The organism is Bdellovibrio sp. HM001, assembly GCF_055397275.1.
Genome location: NZ_AP029174.1, coordinates 99355 through 112895 on the forward strand (window position 1 = coordinate 99355; position 13541 = coordinate 112895).

Sequence of the window (13541 nt, forward strand, 5' to 3'; positions counted from 1 at the left end):
TTCGGCTATTTTGATTTCACGATCGATCCATCCACGGGGTTGAAGTAGATCTCTACCTTTTTGCCGTCTTTATTGGTGCCATAGATTTCGTAGCATGTGCCGGGTTGTTTGAATTTTGAAATCTTGTAGCCCTCGGCCTCGACCTTTTTCTTAAAGGCCTCTTCGGTCATCCATTTTTCTTTAGGTTCCGTCGTGCACTCTTTCTTGGCATAGGCAGAGGAAGCAGCGCTCACGAGTAGCAGGGTTAGAATAAGATGTTTCATGTTTTTTCTCCTTTTGAGCTGGGATTATTCCCAATCACTTGGACTCAGTATCGCTATTATTTGAAAATTGGGAATGGTCTGAAAGGCCTAAGTGCTTGATTAAAGGCACAATAGACCTTTTGCCCAATGGACGTAGCCTGCAAAAGAGACGAGTTTAGAGGTGTCAAAGGCACTATTTCCTTTAGGAGGTTCAAAATGAGATCAGCTTTAATCTATGATCTGCCCACGCGACTTTTCCACTGGTTGTTTTCTGGCTTATTTTTGATGTCATTTATCATAGCTAAGACTGTCGATGACGAGGCTGTGACCTTTAGTTATCACATGCTGGCGGGCTTGCTATTGGGGGGCCTGGTGGTGTGGAGACTGCTTTGGGGTGTTGTCGGATCAAAACACGCTAAATTCACGGGCTTTAGCCTGAACCCTCTTGATCTGAAAGATTATTTCTGGGGTATTCTGTCAGGATCCAAAAAACGTTGGTCGGGACACAACCCGGCTTCAAGCTGGGCGGCCGTGACCATGTTTGTTTTGGCGCTGGGGTTGGCCATCACCGGTTATCTTATGAGCACTGGCAGCAAGGAAACCTTCGAGGACATTCATGAGTTTATGGCCAACACCTTCATCGTGGTGGCGGCACTGCATGTGGCTGGTGTGGTTTTGCACTCGCTCCGTCATCAAGATGGAATTGCGCTGAGCATGATCGACGGGAAAAAAGAGCTGGATGAATCCGGCGAAGCCATTCCGTCCTCGCGTGGATTCGCCGCGGTGTTGTTGCTGGCCCTGGTGGTCTCAGGCGGATTGTATCTGGCTAAAAACTTCGACTCTCAGAAGCGGACTCTATCTTTGTTTGGTCAAACGCTGCAGATGGGTGAGGCTGAAACACAGTACGAGGGTGATGACGACTGAGAAGTTTCCTTATAGGATGCAATCATGAACCACAAAGAGCGTGCAGTCCTTATTGTTGTGCTTGCCACAGTGGCCCTGATGGTCGCCATTGATTTAGTCACAGATTCCCAGGAAGGTGTGGCGGTTTGGCATGTTCTGGTTGAAGGCGGGGCCGGGTTGGCGGCCCTGTTTGGGATTTTTTATGTCCTGAAGGACTCGTTCAATCTGCAGCACAAACTGTCGGACTCATTAAGTGAAAATGCCAAACTTAAACAAGAAGCCCAGGACTGGAAAACAGAAGCTCAGAAATATATCGAAGGTCTTTCTAAATCCATTGATCTGCAGCTTTCCAAGTGGAATCTGTCTCAGGCCGAAAAAGAAGTGGCTTTGTTGTTACTAAAAGGGCTTTCGCTCAAAGAGATCGCCGAGATCCGCCATACCACCGAAAAAACGGCGCGCGTTCAGTCGATTGCGATCTATTCCAAGTCAGGCCTGGCAGGACGGTCGGAACTGGCGGCCTTCTTTCTGGAAGACCTGCTTCAGCCACAATCCGTGCAATAGCCTCCCATGTTATAGCTAGCTAGTTTCAACTCGCCGAGTTAAATTTGAGCGATGAAAATCTCATTTTTTCTAAAAATATCAATGATGCTGATTGCCTTGGTCGGGGTTCTATATGCGATTCGGGCCCTTAACACCGGGGATGTGGCCGATAAACTTTCGGATCCGCAAAGCGCCTTGGGCCTTTTGATTGGCAGCGACTATCGCCCTTATAACTGGTGTCCGGAAAAGACCACCAAAGTGGATGTATTCACAAACGAGGGCACTCTGCTCCGAACTTTAGAGGTTCCCGCTGACGTCAGCGCGGTGTGCGAAATCATGATGGGGGCTTTTTCCAGCGAAGGGATCGAGGAAAGCTCTTATCAAAAGGTTTTGGCGGCCCACGGGATCGCCGAATCCGAGATCGTGATCCTGGAGGGGGTGGCTGGAAAGCCGGTTTTCCGCGTTAAAGGGATGCCTTTTAGTTCGCCAATGCTTTCCAAGGCTTTAGATAGGCTTGCAGCCCCTTAAGATTATTTCTGTTTGACAAGAATGGGCCAAAGCCGCTAATTTAGCCCTTCACCGAGTTCAGAAGTAGCTCAGTCGGTAGAGCAAGCGGCTGTTAACCGCTGGGTCGGGGGTTCGAGTCCCTCCTTCTGAGCCATTTATTTTCAAATAAATGTGATTAAGAAAACCAAGTCCTCAAGGCTTGGTTTTTTTATTTTGCCTCTGACAGAATCTGATCATCCACTGTGTCCCCGATTTTGCCACCCAAGTCAGCTGGACCTCCTGCAAATTGCACTTTGAGCAACAAAACGGAAGTCGATAGCATGAAACTCTGAAAAGGAGTTGTCATGAGGTTTTGGATTTTCAGTGCCTTGATTCTTCCCGTCCAAGTTATTGCTTCGACCCCATCTTTTCAGGACTCTGTGGCAGGTATTAATTCTCATCTGACCAGAGCTGCAAAATTTGAAATTCCTGCCACTCATGACAAGGATCTTTATCTGCGCATGGAAAAGGCCCTGTCCACTGAAAATCCCGCGCAAGCGTTGCTGGCGCTGGCGAATGAAGGGGACTTTGTCACCTGCTCAGCGTTCCATGCGACAGCCCCCTCGGGATTGCTGCCAATGACGGGCCTGTTAGAGACAGCGAAAAAGCTAAATCATGATGCCGTGGCTGCAAAATCCTGGGAACAAAGTCTGAAGCTGGCGAATCTTTGGTGGAACTTTGGCAATTGTGAAATGCCGGTGATCGCAGGTCAGATCGGTATGCAGATGCTCAAGGAAACGCTGGCGGAAATGGCAAAACTTTCCAAGGAAAACATGAGCGACGATGATCGCACAAAACTTGCCGAACTTAAGCGTCAGATCCAGGGATGGAGTGCCTCGGCCTTTTTGGAAAAAGGCTTCCGATTTGAAATGGCTCTGACCAGCGCCTTGCTGTTGCCAGAACTAAAATCGGGAAAGTTTGAATTCAACAGGGAAGAACTTGAAGAAAGCGCCCAGGAAAAACCCCTGGTCGGATTCTTTGGTCTGATCCAGCTTTTGTATCCGGAAGGTTATGGAAGTTTTGACTGGGGCGAGGGTGCTAAACCCGTAGCCGCGGTGGTGGATTACATCAAAGGCGCGAAGGGCCCGGCTGTAGCGGTGGGGAAAGCTGTCACTGAGCAGGAAACAAAGTATCTGAAGTCCTTCTTTGAGGAGTTGAAGCTGCGTGATCAGGGTGTGAAGTCGGCCAAAGACCTTCTGAAAGAAACAAAAGCCAACGAGCTGATCGCGACCCTGCAGAAAGATGAGGAGCTGCTGAAGGCCAAGCGTGAGCTGGCTCAGAGTTATAAAGACAAGTCCGGCTTTATCATGGCAGTTGTGGTTTTCAGAATGGCGAATCCGAACTTCTCTAAGTCTGTTGATAAAAAAGCGCAGACCTTGCAAAGAGACCTTCTTAAGTTTTCCAAGGCGCTGTAAATCCATGGGGAGCCTTTTTTCGGGGTCTTTTTGTATCAATTTCCTGTAAAGCCTTATTTGTCTCAAAGTGACCCAATTGGGCCATAATTCGGGGTTCAAATCGCTTATATTGCAAATGAGCCATCTTCCAGCGGGCACACCCTTTGTAATAAGGGGACTTTGGAATTATCGGACGTCTGCTGGAGGACCCATGCGCCTTATTAAATATCTCCCACTGATCGCCTTTTGGGGCTTTACAGCTTTCACCATGAAAGCGGGCGCCGAGGTTAAGAGCTATCGTGAATGGAAAACGGAACGAGTTCAGGCCGCGCAAAGCAAGGTCATGACTTTGAAGGCGCAGATCGATCTTAAAAAATCCGTGGGTCGCAGTTTGGCAAACGGGACCGATCCTAACATGGCCCATAAAGCGGGGCTGGAGGCAGTTTCGACTCAGGATATGTCCGTGGAAAAGTTGGAAAGGGAACTTCGTGAAGAAATCTATGATCTGGAAGTTGCCAAAGACCTGTCCGTGACGGACTACTTCGTGGGTTACCTTACCAAGATTCAGGATAAAAAGACGGCCTTTAATGAAGTGGCTGGCAAGCTGTCCCCGGAAGAGGTGGCGGAGCTGATGACGGCCTATGCGAACTCTGTTTTTGGGGCGCAGTCGGCAGATCTGCCTGTGAGCGCGAATAACTTGTCAAAAGACGGCATTAAATAAGCCTGCGGAAATTCTTATAAAATTATAATCTTTAAAGGGTGCGTCATTGAGATGTGAGCAAGTTTTTGCAGCACCCGACCTTGACTCTTTTCAGAGGCGATTCATATTAGCTTTCGTTAGATTTACTTAAAACGGAGGCATAGTATGGCTAAGAACGAAATTGGCGTTCGTCCACTTCATGACAGAATTCTAGTTCGCAGAATGGCGGAAGAAGAAAAAACCGCTGGCGGTCTTTTCATTCCTGACACTGCAAAAGAAAAACCACAAAAAGGTGAAATCATCGCTACAGGTAAAGGTCGCGTGACTGAAGATGGCAAAGTTTTGCCTTTGGAAGTTAAAGTTGGCGATAAAGTTCTTTTCGGCAAATACGCTGGAACAGAATTGAAACTGGATGGCGCTGAATATCTAATGATGCGCGAAGAAGACATCCTGGGCGTATTCAACTAATTTTATTTTTAATGTCTACTCCAGCAAAGCTGGAGTGAATCAGATTTGAACGGAGAAAATCATGAGTAAGGTAATTACATTCTCAGAAGACGCTCGTACACACATCCTTAAAGGTGTGAACACTTTGGCGAACGCAGTAAAAGTAACTTTGGGACCTAAAGGTCGCAACGTTGTTATCGATAAATCTTTCGGCTCTCCACTGATCACTAAAGACGGTGTGACTGTTGCGAAAGAAATCGAACTTGAAAACAAATTCGAAAACATGGGCGCTCAGATGGTTAAGGAAGTTGCTTCCAAAACCAACGATGAAGCTGGTGACGGTACAACAACTGCAACAGTTTTGGCTCAAGCGATCTACCGTGAAGGCGCGAAACTTGTTTCCGCTGGTCACAACCCAATGTCCATCAAGCGTGGTATCGATAAAGCAGTAGCAATCGTTATCGACGAATTGAAATCCATGTCCAAACCAGTAAAAGGTTCCAACGAAGTAGCTCAAGTTGGTGCTATTTCTGCAAACAATGACAAAGAAATCGGTCAGATGTTGGCAGATGCTATGGATAAAGTAGGCCGTGAAGGCGTTATCACTATCGAAGAATCCAAAACTGCAAAAACGGAAGTGACTGTAGTTGAAGGTATGCAATTCGACCGTGGTTACCTGTCTCCATACTTCGTAACTAACGCAGAAAGAATGGAAGCAGTTCTTGAGAACGCTTACGTTCTTGTTTACGACAAAAAAATCTCTTCCATGAAAGACATGATCGGTATTCTTGAAGGCGTTGCTAAGCAAGGTCGTCAGTTGTTGATCATCGCTGAAGACGTTGAAGGCGAAGCATTGGCAACTTTGGTTGTTAATAAATTGCGCGGCACTCTTCATATCGCTGCTGTTAAAGCTCCAGGCTTCGGTGACCGTCGTAAAGCTATGCTTGAAGACATCGCGATCCTGACTGGCGCGAAAGTGATCTCTGAAGATGTTGGTTTGAAACTTGAGGCGGCAACTGTTGCTGACCTGGGTATCGCAAAACGCATCGTTGTAGATAAAGACAACACAACAATCATCGATGGCGCTGGTAAAAAGAACGACATCAATGGCCGTGTTGCTCAGATCAAAGCTCAAATCGAAGAGACTTCTTCTGACTACGACAAAGAAAAACTGAAAGAGCGTTTGGCTAAATTGGCTGGCGGCGTAGCTGTTATCCACGTTGGTGCTCCTTCTGAAGTTGAAATGAAAGAGAAAAAACACCGCGTAGAAGACGCTTTGAACGCGACTCGCGCAGCGGTTGAAGAAGGTATCGTAGCTGGTGGTGGTACTGCTTTGCTTCGCGCTTCTACAAAAATCGACAAATCCAAGTTCGCTGAAGAAGAACAATTCGGCGCGACTATCATCAAACGTGCTTGTGAAGAGCCTATCCGTCAAATCGCGGCGAACGCTGGTTTGGATGGCGCGATCGTTTTGGATCGTATCCTTCAGAACAAGTCCGTTACTTGGGGCTTCAACGCATACTCTGACGAATACACTGACCTGATCAAAGACGGTGTTATCGATCCAGTTAAAGTTGTTCGTTGTGCTTTGACTAACGCGGCTTCCGTTTCTTCTTTGATGCTGACTACAGAGACCATGATCGCTGAAGCACCTAAGAAAGAATCCGCAGCTCCTGCAATGCCTGACCATGGCGGCATGGGTGGCATGGGCGGTATGATGTAATCAGCTTAGCCCCCGGCTAAGCGATTACACCCGCCGAAGCCATCAGCGAAGGCGGGTTCCACGAAAAAAACAAAAAGCCTGGGCTTATAGCCCAGGCTTTTTTATTAAAGCTCACGAGATACCCTCCGGACTTGTCGCAGAGAGTTTCACTTTCTAAAGATATCTACTAGAACAGATACTGAACCCCACCGAACAAGGTGGTCATCTTATGACTGGTACTGGTTGCCGGATCAACCCGCTGACCCGCCCCAGAGAAATCGGTGCTATAATTTTCCAGCATCAACTCACCGCGGATTTTAAATCTTGTCTTCATTCGATAGTCCACGAAGAAGCTGAACGAATTAATCTTGCTGTCAGAAGAGGACCCGCTGTCTTTGCTTTCACTGACATTGGGATTCATATAAAAATCAAACCTTCCCCCGATATCCACCGGAAGTTCTTCAGAAAGTGGGAACTGGCCAGCAAGACTGATCAGAAAGCCACTGTAGTCCATTGTTGTAAAGGCAGTCGGAGTGCTGTTGTCGACTGAGAACTTTGTTGTGTTATATCCGGCACCCACCTGCAGCTTGGGACCAAAGAAGTCACTGGTCAGAAGGAAGTTGTATCCGGCGGCAACTCCATACTGCCCGACAGACATATTCAAAGATCCCGGGGATGAGCCTGTCAGGTTGTTGTCGATCGAAAACACAGATTGTCGCAGTTGAACACCGACATACCACTCGGGATTCAGCCACAACTCACCCCGCACCAGAATATTGGGGGTCAAGTTGTTACTGCCACTGACTGATCCGGCGGTCACCAGGCTTGTGTTCTGGGTGTAATTGCCAAGTCCTGCCATCAGTTCAATTTTTCCAAACTGAGGTGGCATTGTTGGCAGCCATTCCTGAGGGTCTTCCCCGAAGGCGACGTCTTTATCAGGACGTGTGCTGATATCCTGAAGAATTTTCCCGGAGGGTGTTGTGACGGGCGTAGAGTATTTCACAAACTCATCGGGCATGACTTTGGATCCAACAGAGATCACTCCCGGATCCTTTTCCATTTCGATGTAACCGAAACTCAAGTACGGTTCCACCTTAAATAATTTCACGCGGCCCAGAACTTCCTTCTCAGTGCTGATCATGAAGTTCAGTTTGGGGTGCCGGTTGACTTTGATGATCTGAACAACTGACACGCGACTGTCAGGTTTCAGTCCATAATTGCTTCCCAGATTCAAAGTCACCTGCTGGCCGCGACGGCTCAGGATTGTGGCACGAAAAGGCATGCGGTATTTTAGGCTTTCAAAAAGGCGGCGTACTTCATTGCGAATCTCGGCGGTTTCAAAGCCTTTATAGTCGCTCAAAGACTCTTGCAGCAAAGGCAGGCCCTCGCGTCCCACAAACAGTGTCAGTGTGATGGAAATCCCGCGGGGACCGCGAATGATTTTCGAGGTCAGGGCCGCTTCACTTTGCGTGCTTTGCAGAATCTTCTGCACATCCGTGGGGTTTTCATCCAATGTTTCGGACTTAATTTTTAGATCTTTGGGAAAGTTGGACAACGACCATTGTTTGTCGTCATTCAAAAGACTGCGCAGTTCTTCTTCCGCGGGCCTGGCATAAATACCGCCCACGTTGTCAGTGGTCGGAACAAGCACGATGGACTTGATTGCAAGATCTTGGTCTGCGGCGCTGATATAGACATTCTGGGCATTGGTCTGGGCCTGTGCTGTCGAGCAGATTGAAATGAAACAGGACGCGACAAAGAAAGAACTCAGCAAGAATGATTTCATGTTTTTATTCTGCCCTGCCTCTGAAAACAGGTCAATTTGAGGTCAAGTAATTCGGACCGAGAGCCGAAAGATTTCTTATGAAGTCTTCAATTTCTTTTTTGATTTTTGCAGCGCTCTTTTCTTTGACCTTTGAGTCCTCGGCCCAAGTGGGTCTGGAAGGCTTTTCTTCAGGACGCTATGAAGTGCGAAAATCCAACAAACGAAATCCCGCTTCCGAAACAGCACCGGTGGTCACGGACTCTGACGGTGTTGCCGTGCGCACGTTGAAGACCAGTGAGCTGGAAGCCGAAGAGAAGGCTCGGAAAGAAGCAGAGGCCCGGAAGAAAGCAGAAGAGAATCAAGTGGTGACGACGACGGCTCCGGCGGTGTCGGCCAAGCCAGCTGTGGAAAAAGTCGTGGATACTGAGGACTCGTCTGAAGTCCAGGAGCCTGGTATCGGGGAACAGGCAGAAAGTTTGTTCTCTAATAAAGCCGGAAGAATCTATGAATTCTATCGCGAACAGATTCATCCGGATGATATTCGTAAAAATCGTCTGGAGTTGGAAGTGATGCCAGTGGTGGCTTACAACGACTCCCAGTCCAACTATGGATTCCGCGACTATCAAAGTTTCTTTAATGCTCTGAATATTCGCGCCAACGTGTGGTTCACGCCTTTGATTGGCGTCAGCGGTCGTATCTTGTTCTCTTTTGCGGCGGACGTGGATTCGGTCACAGCGGATCAGTCACGCATCCCTGCCAGGTTTGAAATGGTCGATGTGGGTGTGAACTTCCGCAAGTTCTTTGGCGTTTCTCGCAAGGCGAATTCGCTCGAGTTTTCTGTTCTTTTAAGTGACAGCAAAATGACGGTTCCAAGTGACAATACGTCACGTGCCCGGTTGAAAACGCAGGGTTTGGGCCTGGGTTTGAAGGGGCGCATTCCCACTTCAGCGGACTATGCCTGGACAGTGGGGGGATCCTTCTTCCCGCGTCTGCAGCATTCTGAATCTGAAACGGGTGTGGCGATTCAGTCCGGAGCCTCGGAAGAAAGTGTGCGCATTGGTTTGGATGTCGGCGGAGAATGGAAGTTCACCCGAGAAAGTCAGATGATCTGGAATCTGGGTGCCAGTGTTGAACGAAATGTCTTTGACGGCACAGCAGGCATCCCCGACCCAAGTACAGGTTTGACTCCGAACAATGTCAGTGTCACGAATGCCTTTTATATGCTCTCTCTGGGCTATCGTTGGGGTCACTAGAATCCGCTCATCAAATTCGGTCCAAGATCTTATACTGGCATCATGAAGATACGTTTCGCCGTTGTCGATGATGCCGCCTTTCTAAGAGAACTCATAAAAAATATCGTTGTTTCAAACGGAGGCGTTTGCGTGGGCGAGGCTGCCAACGGGGATGAAGCTGTTGAGTTGGTGCAATCAACCCTGCCCGATCTGGTTTTTCTGGATATGGTGATGCCACTTCGCAATGGCATCGAGACGGCGAAGATTCTGAAAGAACTGCATCCCTCGATCAAAATCATTGGTTGTTCGACGATTGATCAGGAAGAGCTTGTGCAGAAGGCTTATGAAGCTGGCTTTGACTCTTATCTGACAAAGCCCTTTAACAAAGACCAAATTTTAAAAGAGATTTCAAAAGTATTACCGCATCTGGGAGAATCCACTCATGGAAGAACTTAAGTTTGTAACTAAATGCCTGGCTTTCACGTCACTGATGATTGTGCTTATGCAGGTAAAGGTTGGGGGCGCATCGGTTGAGTCCCACGCTTTCCGCTGGTTGCAACGCTCAACTGTTTCTCAATACATTCAGAGTGCTGCTGCGGGGGGCGCAATGGCCTTGCGTAATTTGGGCCGTGGTTTGAGTGATGGCGTGGCCAGCACAGTCGATGGTTTCCAGGAAGGCGCTCACGAAAAAGCGATTCGCTAGTCCTCTGAAAAAAGGGGAAGGGAGAGCGACCGTAAGGGGGGGTAGTCACTCTCCCTAGGGGGCATATTCAACTCAACAGTCTTAGCGAGTACCGCGAACTGTTGTTTCTTTACCAGATTTCGTATCTGCTTTTGCCACACGAACTGGATTGGTGTTTTTGAAAAGGTCGTTCGAAGCAGAAGCAACTCTGTGAGAGCACTTTGGATTTGCCATTGCAGCGGATGCAAAGACCATCAAAGAAACTGCGATTGTAGCTTTCACGATTTTCTTCATAAGATACTCCTTTAAACTTATAGCTCTCGCCATAAATACTTAATTAACAGCTCAATGAAGGCTATTGCATCGCGTGTGCCAGGTTTTTTGTATCAGGATGAGACAAAGAGGCAGGTTTCAGGGAAAAAATAAAGGGCTTTGGATGACCAAAGCCCTTTTGTGTAAGGCGAGTGTTAAGAATCTAGACAGAATTAGCGGGTCCCTTTGACTCCGGATTCAGAGCCGTTACCGCCGGAAGCGCCACCTTTGCCTTCGGAGAACGGACTGATTCTGCTGTTTGTGTTGTCCATCGGACGACTGCCGTAACCAGCGCCAGAGCCAAAGCGGCGGGCGATACACTCACGACAGATACCTGTGGCAGACACACTGCTTTCTGTGGGCTCAGAAGAACGAGCCTCATTAGGGTCGTCTCCTGGGTTTACAGCGCGTTTGGAGTCGTCTTCCTGGGCAAAGGAAGTTGCACCTACAAAGGAGGAGCCCAGGGCCAGCATAATGGAAAGAACCAAAAGTCTTTTCATATAATCACCTTCTCCTTAGAGATACAGTTCCGCTGTTGCGGGGGCAATGATGTCCAAGAGGTTGTTAAAAGTACTTGCAACTTGCATTGCCACTGAAGGCCCCTCTTTACTGTCAACTTTGTTGATTTCACCGTTCTGTTTATAGCTTACCACAATAGTTCCCAAACCGGGACGGGTAACTACAGAAGGTTTTCCGTAACGTTCCTCGTACTCGATTTTAACGACTTTTTTGGCCTGATCTGTAATGGTTGCAATACGGCCACGGGCATCGTAGGTCATATTAATTTTCTGCCCGTCACTGTTTTGTGCGTAAGCTAGATTCCCTTTGCCATCGTATTTGAACTGAGTCGCTTTAACCGCAGCCTTGGCACCTTTCTCATTAAAATACGTGCTGGTCACAGAGCTGACCTTTTTGAACTTAGGATCGTACTCAAACGCCATTTTCACGTTCGGCGCCGCTTTAACCTTCACCAGGCCATCTGGATAGTATTCATAAGAGATACGATCCGCATTACGACGAATGGAAACGGGTTTGCCGAAGACCTCGTGATAAGTGATATCAGTCACGTTACCGCTCACCGTGGTCATCACACGCTGAAGGAAGTATTGGCCATCAGGGCGCTGTTGGTGCCAGAATTCGTATTTATTATCCGCAACCACCTCTTTGCCACAGGTCTTTTTCACTGTGGACCAGTAGTGATTTTTTGGATCATTTTGAGAAAATTCATAGCTATAGGACTCAACGCACTTGTCGCGGTCAGCGAAGGCGATCACCCAGTCATTCTTCTTGTCATACTTGATAGCAATGAAGGACTTATCAGGCCAAGTGGCTCTGGTCAGATTGTGTAGTTCGTCGTACTCGTAGTTGTAAGTCTTCAACCAGGCGTTCTTAACGGACGCTAGATCATCCAGATTTGCAAACTTGTATTCAGCCATCAAGCCATTGGGGCCCGTGATCGATTTAACTTTCTTGTTTTGATAGTATTTGAAGCTCAAACGACGGCCATTGTTATCTTGAATGGTGGCAATAGAGTCCTTGTCGTAATCAAACTTCAGGAAGTTGTTGTTCTTATCATAAATGTGAGTCAGCTTCCCTTGAGGATTGAAGCGCTGAGCGCTGCCATCGGGAAGATTGCGAGTATAGTAGGTCTTATTAAAGATGAAGTGCTCAACCTCACGACCGTTGGCGTAGAACTTCGTTCCTTCTTTTACCGGAACTGTGATTTTGTAGTGGTTGGCATAATCCGAACGAAGGCTGTCGTCTTCCAAAAGCTGAGCCTTCAGGTTTGTGATGGCCGCTTCAGTCAGGCCCACCTTCTTTTCGGCCTTCATCTTGTTGATGATCTGATTGATGGTGCCTTCAACCTCTTTGCGTGTGATTTCGCGAGGCGAGAAGGTAACTTCCAAACCGCCGCCACATTCTTTGACTTTGATGTTACCTTCAGCGGTGACTTCCATCGCGGTTTCGAAGTCTGAGCACCAGCCAAAGCCGAACATACCATTGAAAAGAGAACGGCTGTTGTAAGTGCGAACAATCTTCAGATCATACCCGCTGCCTGGAACGTCCATATCAATCCAGGTGTTGGAGTAGTTGGCATTTTTCATGTCAACAAGCGCGAACGCCTGTGCTGAAAAAAGAAAGGCGAACGCCAAGAATACTTTCTTCATTATCGATACCTCTTCCTTGAAGCTGACAAACTACACTTTAATGGTAACAAGCTTTTTAATGAGCACGCCACCGATAATTTGCAGACCCAGCATTGCCACGAGCAACACTAGACCTAAGGTTGTGCTAAACATTGGTTTGATGAAGGTGGGATCGATAACGGTGAATACAACCATCAAGATAAACGGAATCAGGGTGACGATAATTCCCTGCATAAGACCCTGAGCGGTCAGAGCCTGAATTTTTTTCTCTACCTTTTGTCTTTCGCGCACGACCAGTACGATGGTCTGGAAAGTTTCTGCCAGATTACCACCGGTTTCTTTCAGGATGTTGATGGAGGTCACAAACATCTGGACATCGGGACGTGGAATGCGGTTGCCCAGATCGTTCAGTGCACTTTCGAAGCTGTCACCAACTTGCATCTGATACAGTACCTGTGCGAATTCCTGACTCATGGGATTTCCCATGATCTCTACCACGCGCTTCATGGATTCCTGCGGGTTGGATCCGGCCTTGATACCGTTGGCCATGATGGTCAGTCCGTCGACCATCTGGTCGACGAATTTGGCGCAGCGTTTTTCATAAATCAAGCGAACCAGCAACAGTGGAAGCTGCCAACCGGCCACAGTGATAGAAGCGCCGAAGATGAAACCAATAAGAACATTGGGCCAGAAAATCAAAAAGGCCAAAGCTCCCAAACCGAAGCTCATCATCAGAATCAGTATCGTGACTTTCTTTTCATCGACTTCCATTCCCATTATACGAAGCAGACGCATGACTTCGTCGCGTTTACCCAGACTGCGTTGGTGCAGCCACGAAATCGCCTTGTCCGCCCAGGCGATGACAATGACGAAGACGCAAAGGCCAAACAGAGGAATCATGATCCATTCGTTAAACAGGAAGCTCATAC

16 protein-coding genes and 1 tRNA gene are annotated in these 13541 nt (G+C 47.9%); 11 read left to right on the plus strand and 6 right to left on the minus strand.

All coding sequences use genetic code 11. From position 1 onward, the window contains the following. Positions 1-5 precede the first annotated feature (5 nt). Positions 6-263 (minus strand): PepSY domain-containing protein, encoded by a 258-nt coding sequence (locus ACZ5ZZ_RS00500; protein WP_464119290.1) that lies wholly within the window; start codon positions 261-263, stop codon positions 6-8. Positions 264-458: 195 nt separating this feature from the next. Between ACZ5ZZ_RS00500 and ACZ5ZZ_RS00505 the strand changes: the two genes are divergently transcribed. The 8 genes from ACZ5ZZ_RS00505 to groL all read left to right on the plus strand — a co-directional run bounded on the left by ACZ5ZZ_RS00505 (position 459) and on the right by groL (position 6495). Next, positions 459-1166, plus strand: coding sequence for a cytochrome b/b6 domain-containing protein (locus ACZ5ZZ_RS00505; protein WP_464119291.1), 708 nt, complete (start codon positions 459-461; stop codon positions 1164-1166). A 24-nt stretch (positions 1167-1190) separates the two neighbouring features. Beyond that, a complete protein-coding gene (locus tag ACZ5ZZ_RS00510; RefSeq protein WP_464119292.1) occupies positions 1191-1706 on the plus strand; it encodes a helix-turn-helix transcriptional regulator in 516 nt (171 codons plus the stop codon). A gap of 51 nt (positions 1707-1757) precedes the next feature. Continuing rightward, on the plus strand, positions 1758-2213 hold the full coding sequence (locus tag ACZ5ZZ_RS00515) for a hypothetical protein (RefSeq protein WP_464140777.1): 456 nt from the start codon (positions 1758-1760) through the stop codon (positions 2211-2213). A gap of 57 nt (positions 2214-2270) precedes the next feature. Then, positions 2271-2346: transfer RNA gene (locus tag ACZ5ZZ_RS00520), tRNA-Asn, on the plus strand. Between the two features lie 190 nt (positions 2347-2536). Then, on the plus strand, positions 2537-3646 hold the full coding sequence (locus ACZ5ZZ_RS00525) for a hypothetical protein (RefSeq protein ID WP_464140779.1): 1110 nt from the start codon (positions 2537-2539) through the stop codon (positions 3644-3646). A gap of 190 nt (positions 3647-3836) precedes the next feature. Continuing rightward, entirely contained in the window at positions 3837-4346 is a 510-nt protein-coding gene (locus tag ACZ5ZZ_RS00530) for a hypothetical protein (RefSeq protein WP_464119384.1), read from the plus strand. Positions 4347-4505: 159 nt separating this feature from the next. Next, positions 4506-4793 (plus strand): co-chaperone GroES, encoded by a 288-nt coding sequence (gene groES, locus ACZ5ZZ_RS00535; RefSeq protein WP_316963679.1) that lies wholly within the window; start codon positions 4506-4508, stop codon positions 4791-4793. Positions 4794-4854: 61 nt separating this feature from the next. Then, positions 4855-6495 (plus strand): chaperonin GroEL, encoded by a 1641-nt coding sequence (groL, locus tag ACZ5ZZ_RS00540; RefSeq protein ID WP_464119386.1) that lies wholly within the window; start codon positions 4855-4857, stop codon positions 6493-6495. 166 nt (positions 6496-6661) lie between these two features. On the opposite strand, the gene ACZ5ZZ_RS00545 is transcribed toward groL, so the two are convergent. Then, the gene (locus tag ACZ5ZZ_RS00545) at positions 6662-8260 is read right to left on the minus strand and encodes a hypothetical protein (RefSeq protein WP_464132718.1); all 1599 of its coding nucleotides are present in this window, start codon (positions 8258-8260) and stop codon (positions 6662-6664) included. 77 nt (positions 8261-8337) lie between these two features. Here ACZ5ZZ_RS00545 and ACZ5ZZ_RS00550 point away from each other — a divergent pair, with 77 nt between their 5' ends. From ACZ5ZZ_RS00550 to ACZ5ZZ_RS00560, 3 genes are read left to right on the plus strand one after another with little or no spacing between them, the layout of a single operon-like run. Then, positions 8338-9492 (plus strand): hypothetical protein, encoded by a 1155-nt coding sequence (locus tag ACZ5ZZ_RS00550; protein WP_464140781.1) that lies wholly within the window; start codon positions 8338-8340, stop codon positions 9490-9492. Between the two features lie 42 nt (positions 9493-9534). Continuing rightward, positions 9535-9927 (plus strand): response regulator, encoded by a 393-nt coding sequence (locus ACZ5ZZ_RS00555; protein ID WP_464140782.1) that lies wholly within the window; start codon positions 9535-9537, stop codon positions 9925-9927. Continuing rightward, positions 9914-10174 (plus strand): hypothetical protein, encoded by a 261-nt coding sequence (locus ACZ5ZZ_RS00560; RefSeq protein WP_464132724.1) that lies wholly within the window; start codon positions 9914-9916, stop codon positions 10172-10174. Before ACZ5ZZ_RS00555 ends, ACZ5ZZ_RS00560 begins: the two co-directional genes overlap by 14 nt. 81 nt (positions 10175-10255) lie before the next feature. On the opposite strand, the gene ACZ5ZZ_RS00565 is transcribed toward ACZ5ZZ_RS00560, so the two are convergent. The 4 genes from ACZ5ZZ_RS00565 to ACZ5ZZ_RS00580 all read right to left on the minus strand — a co-directional run bounded on the left by ACZ5ZZ_RS00565 (position 10256) and on the right by ACZ5ZZ_RS00580 (position 13539). Continuing rightward, entirely contained in the window at positions 10256-10447 is a 192-nt protein-coding gene (locus tag ACZ5ZZ_RS00565) for a hypothetical protein (RefSeq protein WP_464132727.1), read from the minus strand. 191 nt (positions 10448-10638) lie between these two features. After that, on the minus strand, positions 10639-10965 hold the full coding sequence (locus ACZ5ZZ_RS00570; protein ID WP_464132729.1) for a hit locus: 327 nt from the start codon (positions 10963-10965) through the stop codon (positions 10639-10641). Positions 10966-10980: 15 nt separating this feature from the next. Further along, positions 10981-12633 (minus strand): DUF6531 domain-containing protein, encoded by a 1653-nt coding sequence (locus ACZ5ZZ_RS00575; RefSeq protein WP_464132730.1) that lies wholly within the window; start codon positions 12631-12633, stop codon positions 10981-10983. Positions 12634-12663: 30 nt separating this feature from the next. Beyond that, positions 12664-13539 (minus strand): type II secretion system F family protein, encoded by an 876-nt coding sequence (locus tag ACZ5ZZ_RS00580; RefSeq protein WP_464132732.1) that lies wholly within the window; start codon positions 13537-13539, stop codon positions 12664-12666. Between the last annotated feature and the right edge of the window lie 2 nt (positions 13540-13541).